We start from the raw sequence: 13,597 nt of genomic DNA, 5'->3' as shown, positions 1-13,597 counted from the left end.
GCAAGAACCGCTCTAAACGAGCGGCAATCCATTGGGTTGCCGTTCTGCATTAGAATCTTTAAACCGCGAAACATTACGTCTCAACGTCGGATCTGGAGCAGCCTATGTGTGGAATTATCGGCATTATCGGAAATAACGAAGTCGCTCCGCTTCTCGTGGATGCACTGAAGCGGCTTGAATATCGCGGCTACGATTCTGCCGGTATCGCCACCTTGCAGAACGGCAAGCTCGATCGCCGCCGCGCCGAAGGCAAGCTGATCAATCTGGAAAAGCGACTGGCTGGAGAACCGCTTCCCGGTGTCATCGGTATCGGCCATACCCGCTGGGCGACGCATGGCAAGCCTGTGGAGCGCAATGCCCATCCGCACATTACCGAGCGCCTTGCGGTCGTTCATAACGGCATCATCGAGAATTTTGCCGAGCTTCGCGCCATGCTTGAAGCGGAAGGCTACAAATTCCAGACCGAAACCGACACCGAAGCCGTCGCGCATCTGGTGACCCGCGAACTGGCAAAGGGCAAGTCTCCGGTAGAGGCTGTCCGCGACAGCCTGCCGATGCTGCACGGTGCTTTCGCGCTTGCCTTCTTGTTCGAGGGCGACGAAGAGCTTTTGATCGGTGCGCGCCAGGGACCGCCGCTTGCCGTTGGTTATGGCGAAGGTGAAATGTTCCTCGGTTCCGACGCTATTGCACTGTCGCCTTTCACCGATACCATAGCCTATCTCGAGGATGGCGATTGGGCTGTGCTGACGCGCAAGGGCGTGACCGTTTACGACGAAAACAACAACGAAGCTGAGCGCCCGATCCAGAAGACGCAGACGGCTAATATGCTCGTCTCCAAGGGCAATCACCGTCACTTCATGCAGAAGGAGATGTTCGAGCAGCCGGAAGTGATCTCTCACACGCTTGCGAACTATCTCGATTTTACCACGGGCAAAGTGCGTCAGGAAGCAATCGGCATCGATTTCAGCAAGATCGACCGCCTGACGATTTCTGCCTGCGGCACAGCCTATTATGCTGCATCTGTCGGCAAATACTGGTTTGAGCAGATTGCGCGCCTGCCGGTGGATAGCGATATCGCTTCCGAATTCCGCTATCGCGAAATGCCGCTGTCGAAGGATTCGCTGGCAATGTTCGTGTCCCAGTCCGGTGAAACGGCTGATACACTGGCATCGCTGCGTTACTGCAAATCGCAAGGGTTGAAAATCGCTGCAGTCGTTAACGTGACGGGATCGACCATCGCGCGTGAATCCGATGCCATTTTTCCGACGCTCGCAGGGCCGGAGATCGGTGTTGCGTCCACCAAGGCTTTCACCTGTCAGCTCTCGGCCATGGCCTCATTGGCGATTGCCGCAGCCAAGGCGCGCGGCGCAATTGATGACAAACGGGAACAGGAACTGGTGCGTCAACTTTCCGAGGCGCCGCGTTTCATCAATCAGGTTCTGAAGCTCGAAGACCAGATAGCAGCAGTCTGTCATGAGTTGGCCAAGGTCAATCACGTGCTTTATCTCGGTCGCGGCACGTCCTTCCCGCTTGCCATGGAAGGCGCGCTGAAGCTCAAGGAAATTTCCTATATCCACGCTGAAGGCTACGCCGCTGGCGAGTTGAAGCACGGCCCGATTGCGCTGATTGATGAAACGATGCCGGTAATCGTCATAGCGCCGTCTGATCGTCTCTATGAGAAGACCGTTTCCAACATGCAGGAAGTCGCGGCACGCGGCGGTCGCATCATTCTCATCACCGACAAAAAAGGCGCAGAAGCCGCTAGCATCGACACGATGGCAACCATCGTTCTGCCGGACGTACCGGAATTCATCACGCCGCTCGTTTATGCGCTGCCGATCCAGATGCTGGCCTATCATACCGCCATTCTGATGGGTACTGACGTTGACCAACCGCGCAATCTGGCAAAGTCTGTCACTGTCGAGTAAAATCAGCTCACTACCAAGAAGACTTTACAAATTGATAGAAATGGCGGCGGAGTGCCGCCATTTTTCTATCCTGCCCGCAAGAGCCTGATCGCTTCGTCTCGCCCAAAGAGATAGAGCAATATTCGTAGCGCCTGTCCGCGTTCGGATTCCAGATCGGGATCGCTGGTCAGAATGTAACGCGCGTCCTTGCGGGCGATTTCCAGAAGATCGCCATGCGCTTCGATGGAAGCCAGACGGAAACCCGGCGTTCCCGATTGCCGCGTGCCAAGCAGTTCACCTTCGCCACGCAGTTTCAAGTCTTCCTCGGCGATGCGAAAACCGTCTTCCGTCTCACGCATCACTTTCAGCCGGGCTTGCGCGACTTCACCCAGCGGCCCCTTGTAAAGCAGCAGGCAGGTTGAAGGTTTGTCGCCGCGGCCTACACGCCCGCGTAGCTGGTGCAATTGCGACAGGCCGAAGCGTTCGGCGTGTTCAATGACGATAATCGTGGCATCGGGCACATCCACGCCGACTTCGATCACTGTGGTGGCAACCAGTACACGGGTTTCGCCCTGCTTCAACGCCCGCATTGCCTCATCTTTTTCCGCTCCGTTCATGCGGCCATGGATAAGGCCGATGCGATCTCCAAAGACGGGTTTGAGGCTCCCAAAGCGCTCTTCGGCGGATGTCAGTTCCACGACTTCGGATTCTTCGACCAGAGGGCAAATCCAGTAGATTTTCTGGCCTTCTCCGACAGCCTTTCGGATGCGCTCGACAAGTTCGTTCATGCGCTCCATCGGCACGATAGCCGTTGTGATGGACTGGCGACCCGCGGGTTTTTCGGTCAATTTCGACACATCCATGTCCCCAAAGGCAGTGAGGACGAGGGTGCGCGGAATGGGCGTCGCCGTCATGACCAGCATATCCGGTGCCGAACCCTTGGCCGTTAGCATCAGGCGCTGATGCACGCCGAAACGATGCTGTTCATCAATGATGACCAGAACGAGGTCGCGGTACTCGACCTTTTCCTGAAATAGCGCGTGCGTGCCGATGACGATATCGATCTCACCGCCTTTCAATCCTTCCAGCACGGTATTCCGGTCGCGTCCTTTTTCACGACCGGTCAGGAGTGCTGCCTTCAATCCCGCTTTCTCCGCAAGCGGCGCGATGGTCGCAAAATGCTGGCGGGCCAGAACTTCTGTTGGCGCCATCAGTGCAGATTGGCCACCGGATTCAGCGGCGTGGGCCATGGAAAGCAATCCCACCACCGTCTTGCCCGAGCCTACGTCGCCCTGCAAAAGCCGCAACATGCGTTCAGGCGATTTGAGGTCGGTGATGATTTCGCGAACGGCCTGATCCTGCCCCTTGGTCAAGCGATAGGGCAAGTGACGCATGATTTCCGCGACGATGCGTCCTGTTCCTTCCAAAGGGCGACCGGAAAGACGTCGCGTCTTGGCGCGAACAAGGGCCAGCGCCAATTGTCCGGCGAGAAACTCGTCATAAGCGAGCCTGCGTCGCGAAACACTTTCAAGCGCGATGTCGGACGGGTCTTCCGGCAGATGAAGCGTGTTGAGCGATTGCCGGAAACTGGTAAAGCGCTCCCGCGCGAGCAAGGGCGCGTCGATCCATTCCGGCATTGTTGGAACACGCGTCAGCGCTTCCTTGACGGCGCGCGCCAGCGTCTTGGACGACAGGCCCGCAGTTAGCGGATAGACCGGCTCGACCATAGGCAGATTGGCCGCATCTTCCAGGCTCGCAATGTAATCAGGATGGACCATGGAGGCGCGGCCGTTGAACCATTCCACCTTGCCCGACACGATGACGGTCTCACCTTCGGGCAGCATTTTTTGCAGCCACGGCAATTGCGCGTGGAAGAAGGTCAGCGCAATTTCGCCCGTATCGTCATGTGCGAAGACGCGATGCGGAATATTGCCGCGTCCAGGCGGTGCCGGCTGATGCTGGTCTACTGTCACTTCCAGCGTGACGATTGCACCCTCAGGCGCATTGACGATCCCGGGTCGGTTTCGCCGGTCGATCACGCTATGCGGCGCCAGGAACAGAAGCTGGCCGACTTTCGGCTCCGCGCCCGGTAAGTCAGTACCAAGCAGTTTGCCAAGCAGAGCTGCGACCTTCGGGCCAATGCCTGAAAGTGAACGAACGGAAGCGAAAAATGGATCGAGAACGGATGGACGCATGGCGGGAGCATTAACTGCTTCGCCCCGCCGTGCAAGGGCGCCGCGCAATCTTTCTGTGCTCTTTTTGTTCTTGTCGGATAAACGGGTTCCCGTTTGCGGCGCAGATGCTATATACCAGCAGCAATTTGGAACTGACTGGAGCTTACCGAGGATGACTGGCAGCACATTGGCGACGGAAAATCTGGATGTACGGCGCCGCAAGCTTCTGTTTCGCGCATGGCATCGCGGAATGCGCGAGATGGATCTGATCCTTGGGCAATATGCGGATGAATATATTGTCGGCTTCACCGATCCGCAGCTTGACGAATTCGAGCATATCCTGGAAGTGCTTGACCGCGATCTTCTTAAATGGGTGACAGGTGAAAGCCCGGTCCCGGCAGATTTCGACACGCCCCTGTTCCGCGATATTGTCGCCTTCCGCGACCGCATAGAATTCTGAGTTCAAGGTTCCCATGCCCGTTTTCAGCAAACTAGGTCTTAAGTCCTCCAGCGCGCTCGGGGCAAAACGTCATATCGTGATCGACGGTGTTGCCGACGGTTACGAGGCGTTCTGTCTTGTCCGACTGGTGGAAGGGATCGGCGAACGCGGGCCGATTATGTATATCGTGCGCGACGGGCAGCGCATTGCCGACCTTGAACAGGTGTTGAGTTTCGTAGCGCCGGATATGGCGGTTCTTCACCTGCCTGCATGGGATTGCTTGCCTTATGATCGCGTGTCACCGGGGGCGGATGCGGCTGCGCGCAGGCTCACCGCGCTTGGTGCATTATCCGCGCTCAGGACAGCGCCGCATCCAGCCATCATTCTGACGACAGCCAATGCAGTCCTGCAAAAGCTGCCGCCTCAAGCGGCAATCGCCGAACAGGTGATTTCTGCACGACCCGGCAACCAGCTGGATATGAACGATCTGGCATCCCGGCTGGAGCGCAATGGTTTCGAACGTGTGTCGACGGTGCGTGATATTGGCGAATTTGCCGTGCGCGGCGGCATTCTCGATCTTTACGCGCCGGGCGCGGAAGAACCGCTGAGGCTGGATTTCTTCGGCGATACGCTGGAGACGATTCGCGCTTTCGACCCTGCTTCGCAGCGCACCACCGGCACGCGGAAGGAATTCGTGCTTCAGCCGATGAGCGAAATCACGCTGTCGCCGGAAATGATCAGCCGGTTCCGCAAGAACTATGTGGCGATGTTCGGCGCGCCGCAGCGTGACGATGCGCTCTATCAGGCGATCAGCGAAGGTCGCCGCTTTGCGGGCATGGAACACTGGCTACCGCTGTTCTACGACACACTCGATACCGTATTCGATCATGCGGGCAATATGCCGGTGGTGTTCGACCATCTGGTGCATGAAGCGCTGAACGAGCGCCACACGATGGTGGTCGATCATTACGAAGCGCGGCTGCGGCAGGCAGAAGGCAAGGAACCCGGCAGCGATGCGGTGCCTTACAAGCCCGTCAAGCCGGAAACGCTTTATCTTACTCCTGCGGAAGTCGAGAAGCACGCCGAAACCGGTGGGATGCGCATCGATTTGACGCCGTTCGGCGCGCCGGAAGTTCCGGGGCGGACGATTGTTCATGCTGAAGTACACAAGGGCCGCAGCTTTGCCGAGGAACGCGCCGCCACCGATGTGAACCTGTTTGAAGCGGTGGTGAAGCATATCGCCGAACTGCGCGCATCGGGCAAGAAGGTGCTGGTTGCTGCCTGGACGGAAGGCTCGCTCGACCGTCTTTTGCAGGTGCTCGACGAGCACGGGCTGGAAAAGATCGAATCGGTAGACCGGCTTTCCACCGTCAAGGCGCTCTCACGCGACAAGGTGACGGCGGCTGTGCTGGCCGTTGAAAGTGGATTCGATGCTGGCGATCTCGTCATCGTGGCCGAGCAGGATATTCTGGGCGACCGTCTTATACGCCGCTCCAAGCGCCGCAAGCGCGATCAGGATTTCATCTCGGAAGTCGCCTCGCTGACGGCTGGCGACATTGTCGTCCACGTCGATCACGGTATCGGTCGTTTCGTTGGCCTCAAGACAATCACGGCGGCGGGTGCGCCGCATGACTGCCTCGAAATCCACTACGCGGGCGACGACCGGCTGTTCCTGCCGGTCGAAAATATCGAGCTTCTGTCGCGCTATGGTTCGGAAGGGTCCGATGCGGTTCTCGACAAGCTGGGTGGCGGCGCGTGGCAGATGCGCAAGGCCAAACTCAAGAAGCGACTGCTTGAGATTGCCGGACATCTGATCCAGATCGCTGCCGAACGCCAGATGCGCGGCGCGCCGGTCATGACGCCGCCGGAGGGTCTCTATGCCGAGTTCGCCGCTCGCTTTCCCTATGATGAGACCGATGACCAGTTGATGGCCATTGAATCCGTCGCCGACGACCTGGCTGCCGGTAAGCCGATGGATCGCCTGATCTGCGGCGATGTCGGCTTCGGCAAGACGGAAGTGGCGCTGCGTGCTGCTTTCATTGCGGCGATGAGCGGCGTTCAGGTCGCGGTTGTCGTTCCGACGACGCTTCTGTCGCGCCAGCATTTCAAAACCTTCTCAAAGCGTTTCCATGGCCTGCCCATCAATGTTGCCCATGCATCGCGCCTCGTTGGGACGAAAGAGCTCGCTGCTGCCAAGAAGGGGTTGGAGGAAGGAACCGTCGATATAGTCGTCGGCACCCATGCGCTGCTCGGCAGCTCGATCAAGTTCAAGAATCTCGGGCTGCTCATCATCGATGAAGAGCAGCATTTCGGCGTCAAGCACAAGGAACGGCTGAAGGAACTGAAGTCGGATGTGCATGTGCTGACATTGTCAGCCACGCCAATTCCGCGCACCTTGCAGCTTGCGCTGACCGGCGTGCGAGAGCTGTCGCTCATTACTACGCCGCCGGTCGATCGCATGGCGGTGCGGACTTTCGTTTCGCCGTTCGATCCGCTCGTGATTCGCGAAACCCTTCTGCGCGAGCGTTATCGCGGCGGTCAAAGCTTCTACGTGTGTCCGCGTATTTCCGATCTTGGCGAGATCGAGGAATTTCTGAAAACCCACGTGCCTGAACTGAAAGTGGCCGTGGCTCACGGCCAGATGGCGCCGGGCGTCCTCGATGACATCATGAACGCATTCTATGACGGTCAGTATGATGTGCTTCTGTCCACGACCATCGTGGAATCGGGCCTCGATATTCCGACGGCCAACACGATGATCGTGCACCGCGCCGATATGTTCGGCTTGGCGCAGCTCTACCAGTTGCGTGGTCGCGTCGGGCGCTCCAAGCAGCGCGCCTTTGCGTTGTTTACGCTTCCAGCTGGCAAGATGCTGACGCAGATGGCGGAACGCCGCCTCAAGGTTCTGCAGTCGCTCGACACGCTGGGCGCGGGCTTCCAGCTTGCAAGCCACGACATGGATATTCGCGGGGCAGGCAACCTGCTAGGCGAGGAGCAGTCCGGACATATCAAGGAAGTCGGTTTCGAGCTTTACCAGCAAATGCTGGAAGAAGCGGTGGCTACTCTCAAGGGAACGATCGAGGTTGAAGACAGCCAGTGGTCGCCGCAGATCGCTATCGGCACGGCGGTGATGATACCGGAAGCCTATGTGCCCGATCTTCAGCTGCGTCTCGGCCTTTATCGCCGTCTCGCAGACCTGGAAGAGCCGCAGGATATCGATGCTTTCGGTGCGGAACTTATCGACCGTTTTGGCCCGATGCCCGAAGAAGTGCAGCATCTGCTCAAGATCGTTTACATCAAGGCGCTCTGCCGCCGTGCGAATGTCGAGAAGCTCGACGCTGGTCCGAAGGGCGTGGTCATCCAGTTCCGCAATGCGACCTTCAACAATCCGGTCGGGCTGGTGAAGATGATCGGCGAACAGGGCTCCATGGCCAAGATCAGGCCGGACCAGAGCATTGTCTTCATCCGCGACTGGCCGACGCCGGAAAAGCGGCTCAACGGCTCCGCAGTCATCATGACGCAGCTGGCGAAGATCGCGGCGGGTTAATCCGCCGCCGTCGTTTTCAACCTATCGGTCCTCGGCAAACCCCGGCTCGAAACCTTCTGCCGTCTGACGGATGGCGTCAGCAAGGACATCTGCGTTCTGCGCGCCCATGACGGCATATTTCTGGTCGATGATGAAGCAGGGCACGCCGCGCACACCAATGCGGCTGGCCGTGTCGATCTCCTCGCGAATTGTCGCCTTGTCGGCATCGCTTTGGAGAAGCCGGGCAACAACTGCGGCATCCATGCCGACGCTTGCCGTAGCATCGACCAGCACTTCGTGGTCGCCAATATCCTGTCCCTGCTCGAAATAGAGCGAAAACAACAGGCCGACCATCCGATCCTGTGTATCGGGGGCAGCTTGCGCTGCCCAATGGATGACGCGATGCGCGTCGAGCGTATTCGGCGCACGGGCAATGGCGTCGAAATCGAACACGATGCCGTTTTCCTCGCCAAGCTCGGTCAACTGTTTGTGGATGTCATCGATCTTTCCGCCAGTGCCGAATTTCTCTCGCATATAGGCTTGGCGATCCTTGCCTTGCGGAGGCAGGGTAGGGTCCAGCTGGAAGGGGCGCCAGCGTACTTCCGCCTCCACATCCGGCACCATGGCAAGAGCCGCTTCGAGGCGCTTGCGCCCTAGAAAGCACCATGGGCAGACGACATCCGACACGACATCGATAGTTATCTTTCTGGCGGCCATGGCTCAATCTCCGTGCAGGAACCGGAGGCTGGGCCTCCTGTTGAATATCCCATTCTATATTGGGTGGATGTAGGGCGAATTACAGCGGCGTTAAAGCCCGCTTATTGTTTGGCGCGCCACCAGGTCGGCAGTTGATAACCATAAAGCGGGGTCTTCTGCGGATGTTCGATGCGGTCCCAGCGCGCCACCCATTGATAGGGCAAATGGTAAAGCGGAACGTAGTAGTCGCCGGAGATAAGCACCCGATCAAGCGCGCGGACCGCACTCACGAAATCGGCCCGATTTCTCGCGGCCAGCAGTGCTTCGATCATGGCATCCACCGCCGGATCGGCAACGCCCGGATAGTTGAAACTCCCCTGGACATCGCGCGAAGCCGCACCCCAGCGCATCCATTGTTCATTGCCGGGAGAAAGCGAGCCGGCGAGCGCGCCGAGTATCATGTCGTAGTCGAATGTCTGCAGACGTTGCTGGTATTGGGCGTCGTCCGCGGTGCGGATTTCCGCCGTAATGCCAAGCCGCGCGAGATTGCGCTTATATGCGAGCGCGACCTTTTCCTCATCGGGCGAGCGTGTCATGATTTCAAAGGCGAGCGGCTTGCCGGAGGGGTCGATTGCCAGGCCGTGTTCAAACCGGAAACCGGCCTCCATCAGCAGATCATAGGCTTTCTTTGCAGGCGTACGATCATGGCCACTGCCGTCCGTTACCGGCGGGTGCCACGTGCCATTCATGACATCTTCGCGGACAGCGTCGGGGAAAGGTGCAAGCAATTGCTTCTCGCGGTCGTCCGCCGGCTTGCCGACAGAAGAAAGCTCCGATCCTTCCCAGTAGCTCTGCGTGCGTCGGTATTGGTCGGCAAACAGATTGCGGTTGGCCCATTCAAAGTCGAACAACAGCCCCAGCGCCTGCCGGACCCGGCGGTCGGCAAAAATCGGGCGGCGCGTGTTGAACACGAATCCCAGCAGATTTGCTGGCGTTCCTTTCTGGAAAGTTTCCTTGATAACTTTGCCCTGTTTCACCGCCGGAAAATCATAGGATTTTTCCCAGCGCGTGGGATTCGCTTCAATGAAAACATCCAGCAGGCCTTTCTTGAAGGTCTCGAACAGCGCCGTTTCATTGCGAAAATATTCGATGCTATAGATATCGAAATTATTCAGGCCGCGCCGCGTTGGCAGATCCTTGCCCCAGTAATCGGGATTGCGCTTGTAGACAATGCGCTCGCCGGGCCGCACATCTGACACTATGTAGGGGCCGCTTCCGACCGGAGGGTTCAGCGTCGAATTGCCGAAGCTTGCGGCATCAATCGCATGTTTGGGCAAAACCGGCATAGAGGCGGCGATCAACAGAGGAAATTCGCGATCCGATTTGTCGTTGAAGGTGAAGCGAACGGAACGTTCTCCCGTCTTCTCGATCTTTTCGATGCGGCTCATGCGGTTGTTGTAGGGAGGGCGCCCCTTTTCTGTCAGAATGTCATAGGTGAAGATGACATCATCCACCGTTACCGGTTGCCCGTCCGACCATTTTGCCTGGGCATTGAGCGTGAATTCCACCCATGTTCGCTTTGGATCCGTGGCGACCTTTTCGGCCAGCAGGGGATAAAGCGTGAAAGGTTCATCCCGCGAGCGCTGCATCAGACTTTCGTAGACGAAATTTTCACCATCGCCGAACAGTCCAACTGCCGTCGTACGCATATTTTTTAGAATGAATGGATTGAGACTGTCGAAGGTACCGACGACACCCATTGCGAGCGTGCCGCCTTTCGGCGCGTCGGCGTTTGCGTAGGGAAAATGCGTAAAATTTGCCGGCAGAGCCACGTCCCCATGCATTGAGAGCGCATAGTCCGGCTGTGACTGGGCCATTGCCTGTAACGGCGTGGTGGCAACAGCAGCTACGGCAAAGCCCGCAAGAACCGCCCTGCGGAGAAACGCAATCAATCCGTTCAACTTCAATCGTCCATTGTAAACAAGTTTGATGGTCGCCGCCGGGAAGCGTCGATTCGGAAACGAAAACTAGCATGATCGTACATTAAGTGCGGAATTAGGGCGTGTCCCTCACGTGACAGTGGGAGCTAAAACAAAGTTTTTGGCGGATTCCGGGCATGGAATGTCGAAACTCATCTGGATTCATGCCTCCAGTCGTTGTAACACGGCTCCGAATTGGGCTCGGAATAGGGTCCGAACGGGGGCTAAAACCCTCAAGGTCACGCTGTTGCCGCATTTTCAAACCAGTGACGGTCTATCGCTGACTTAAATACAGAACGGGAACTATAGATCAGAGTGTTGAAAGGAACCTGTTGATCATGTCCAGCACGAAGACAATCGCTGCCGCATCTGCCATTGCTGGCGCGTTCGCCCTGCTTGCCTCCGCGACGATGCCTGCATCGGCGCAGCAGCCGCCACAGGGCTGGTTCAAGGTCTGCTCGAAGCAGGAAGACAATGACATCTGCAACACGCAGAACATCGTCACTGCGGATTCCGGCCAGCTCCTGACCGCCGTCAATCTCATCGAGATCAAAGGCAAGATCAACCGCAAGATCTTTCAGGTGACCGTTCCTATCGGCCGTTTGATCCCTGCCGGCGTCGGCCTCCAGATCGACAACAACAAGCCGGTCAAGCTTGAATACGGCATCTGCTTCCCGGATCGCTGCATCGCCGAAGCTCCGCTGACCGACGATCTCACCAATGCGCTCAAGAAGGGTGGCAAGCTGACCCTGACTTCGGTCAACTATCAGAACAAGCCGAATCCGATTCCGGTTGCTCTGACCGGCTTCTCCGGCGCTTTGACTGGCCCGGCCCTCAAGCAGTCGGAACTGGAAGAACGCCAGAAGGAACTTCAGGACGCCGTCCAGAAGAAGCAGAAAGACTTTGAAGCCAAGATGAAGGCTGAACAGGACAAGGCAAAGGGCGCGGCCAACTAAGCTTTCGTCTAACAAGCGGAATATGAAAAGGGACGCTTCGTGCGTCCCTTTTGTTTTGAACCAAGACTGTAAGATCAAGCTCTATCTTAATTGGAATGCTGCGCTTTTACGCGATAAGAGCCGTTGTCCAGCCGGTCGAACATTTCTTCAATCTGCGGATGACGCAGGGGCTCGCCGCTCAAATCCGGCACGAGGTTCTGTTCCGATACATAAGCGACATATTCGGATTCCGCGTTTTCAGCGAGCAGATGATAAAAGGGTTGATCGCGATGCGGGCGCGCTTCCTCGGGAATGGATTCGTACCATTCTTCGGTATTCGCGAATTCTGGATCCACGTCGAAGATGACCCCGCGGAAGGGGAACAGCCGGTGCTTGACAACCTGCCCAATCTGGAATTTCGCGTGCTTTATCTGTGTCATACCCATGCAACATTATGTAGTTCACCGCATGACAAATTAAAGTCGGCGGAGACCGGCAATTCTCTCAGTTCAATCTCTCAGTTGATCCGAAATCTGGTTAGCCGGAACGTTTTCTGTCGCCCCGGTGCGGAAGGCTTAGCAGTTTCGGAAGAAAGTGCGAGAAACCGCTGCCGGGCCGAAGCCCTTCGCGCATGAAGAACGCGCGCAGCGGCGCAAAGGAGCGAAGCATTTCCAGTCCCAGGCCGCGCACGATCTGCGCTGGCAGCATTCCGGAAAGAAGCGAACGATTGAGCGCATCGACGGAGCCTGTGCGTGCCAGAATATCCGGGCGTCGCGCACGGTCATAGGCGCGCATGACCCTATCCGAACCGGGATCGACCGGATCGCTTTCGATAGCCTTGACCAGCGTTTCGACATCGCGTGAACCCAGATTGAGGCCTTGCGCGCCGATTGGCGGAAAGACGTGAGCGGCTTCGCCGATGAGAATCGTGCGCTTGGCCGCAAAGACGTGAGGCACCAGGCCCGAAAGAGGCCAGGCCTGCGGCTGAATGTCGAGCGTGATCTTGCCGAGCATGGACTGCATCATGTCCTCGATACGCCTGGCGAGTGTGGCGTCGTCAAGTGCAAGAAGCGCTTCGGCGCGCCTGGGATTGACCACCCAGACGAGGCTTGAGCGCTTGCCTTTCAGCGGCACCTGCGTGAACGGGCCTTCCTCGGTGTGAAACTCTGTCGAAATGTTCTCATGATCGACAGTGTGGGAAAAGGAAAGCACGACGGCTGTCTGCGGATAACTCCAGCGGCGTGTGCGGATGTCGGCTGCTTCACGGGCCATGGAATTGCGTCCATCCGCAGCAACGACCAGCCTTGCATGCAACGTGTCGCCGCCAGAAAGGGTGACGCTCACATGATCGCCATTGTGACGATATTCGATGACCGGCGCATTTATGCGCTCAATGTTCGGGTTGCGTGCAACCGCTTCTGAAAGTTTCTCGTTCAAAACGGCATTGGGAATATTGTAGCCGAACGCAGTTTCGTCGATTTCACCGGCACGGAAAGTCACGACGGGGCTTCGCACAAGACGCCGCGTCGCATCGATAATGCGCATGGAGGCGAGGGCGGCAGCTTCTGGCTCGATATCCGGCCAGACGCCCAATTCTTCCAGCAATCGGATGGCGGGCATCATGAGCGCTGTCGTGCGGCGGTCTCCCTTGTCGGTCTCCGGTCCGAGCAGGATGGTGTGGTAACCCTTCGCGCCGAGTGCCAGTGCAGCCATCATCCCGGCAGGCCCGCTGCCGCTGATGACAATGTCGGTGAGTGGCTTGTTCACAACAAGATCGTTCATCGTGTTTCGTCCCTGATCCAACAGTGCGGACCTCGTGCACCGTCTGATGATTCCAGCCGCACTTAAACCGAATTGCAGCCAGAAGGCCATTCTTCCGTGGGATTATGGCGGATTTGCCTCACGCATTACTTGCTCTTTTGCGCTTATTCAGGAAAAGCT

9 protein-coding genes are annotated in these 13,597 nt (G+C 57.6%); 4 read left to right on the top strand and 5 right to left on the bottom strand.

What is annotated here, in order from left to right; genetic code table 11:
- The first annotated feature begins 104 nt into the window (after window positions 1–104).
- Complete coding sequence (glmS, locus tag F9K78_RS18870) at window positions 105–1,928, top strand: glutamine--fructose-6-phosphate transaminase (isomerizing) (RefSeq protein WP_121986491.1); 1,824 nt, start codon at window positions 105–107, stop codon at window positions 1,926–1,928.
- A gap of 65 nt (window positions 1,929–1,993) precedes the next feature.
- Here glmS and recG read toward each other — a convergent pair whose 3' ends face one another.
- Window positions 1,994–4,102 carry an ATP-dependent DNA helicase RecG gene (gene recG / locus F9K78_RS18865; protein ID WP_121986490.1) on the bottom strand — a complete coding sequence of 703 codons (2,109 nt, stop codon included), beginning with the start codon at window positions 4,100–4,102 and terminating at the stop codon, window positions 1,994–1,996.
- 151 nt (window positions 4,103–4,253) lie between these two features.
- Here recG and F9K78_RS18860 point away from each other — a divergent pair, with 151 nt between their 5' ends.
- Window positions 4,254–4,541: an FAD assembly factor SdhE gene (locus tag F9K78_RS18860; protein ID WP_121981813.1), complete on the top strand. Its 288-nt coding sequence runs from the start codon at window positions 4,254–4,256 to the stop codon at window positions 4,539–4,541.
- Between the two features lie 13 nt (window positions 4,542–4,554).
- Window positions 4,555–8,067 (top strand): transcription-repair coupling factor, encoded by a 3,513-nt coding sequence (mfd, locus tag F9K78_RS18855; protein ID WP_121986489.1) that lies wholly within the window; start codon window positions 4,555–4,557, stop codon window positions 8,065–8,067.
- Between the two features lie 21 nt (window positions 8,068–8,088).
- Here mfd and F9K78_RS18850 read toward each other — a convergent pair whose 3' ends face one another.
- Both F9K78_RS18850 and F9K78_RS18845 read right to left on the bottom strand, forming a co-directional pair.
- Window positions 8,089–8,763: a DsbA family oxidoreductase gene (locus F9K78_RS18850; RefSeq protein ID WP_121986488.1), complete on the bottom strand. Its 675-nt coding sequence runs from the start codon at window positions 8,761–8,763 to the stop codon at window positions 8,089–8,091.
- A 101-nt stretch (window positions 8,764–8,864) separates the two neighbouring features.
- Window positions 8,865–10,619 carry an extracellular solute-binding protein gene (locus F9K78_RS18845; protein ID WP_121986516.1) on the bottom strand — a complete coding sequence of 585 codons (1,755 nt, stop codon included), beginning with the start codon at window positions 10,617–10,619 and terminating at the stop codon, window positions 8,865–8,867.
- A gap of 440 nt (window positions 10,620–11,059) precedes the next feature.
- On the opposite strand from F9K78_RS18845, the gene F9K78_RS18840 reads away from it, so the two are divergent.
- Window positions 11,060–11,677 (top strand): invasion associated locus B family protein, encoded by a 618-nt coding sequence (locus F9K78_RS18840; RefSeq protein ID WP_121981842.1) that lies wholly within the window; start codon window positions 11,060–11,062, stop codon window positions 11,675–11,677.
- A gap of 86 nt (window positions 11,678–11,763) precedes the next feature.
- On the opposite strand, the gene hspQ is transcribed toward F9K78_RS18840, so the two are convergent.
- Both hspQ and F9K78_RS18830 read right to left on the bottom strand, forming a co-directional pair.
- Entirely contained in the window at window positions 11,764–12,102 is a 339-nt protein-coding gene (gene hspQ, locus F9K78_RS18835; RefSeq protein ID WP_006468906.1) for a heat shock protein HspQ, read from the bottom strand.
- 91 nt (window positions 12,103–12,193) lie between these two features.
- Window positions 12,194–13,438 (bottom strand): UbiH/UbiF family hydroxylase, encoded by a 1,245-nt coding sequence (locus F9K78_RS18830; protein ID WP_121986487.1) that lies wholly within the window; start codon window positions 13,436–13,438, stop codon window positions 12,194–12,196.
- Window positions 13,439–13,597: the final 159 nt, after the last annotated feature.

Origin of the sequence: Brucella pseudintermedia (assembly GCF_008932435.1) — a bacterium.
In the GTDB taxonomy this organism is placed as follows: Bacteria; Pseudomonadota; Alphaproteobacteria; order Rhizobiales; family Rhizobiaceae; genus Brucella; species Brucella pseudintermedia.
This window is presented reverse-complemented; position numbering and strand designations above follow the sequence as displayed.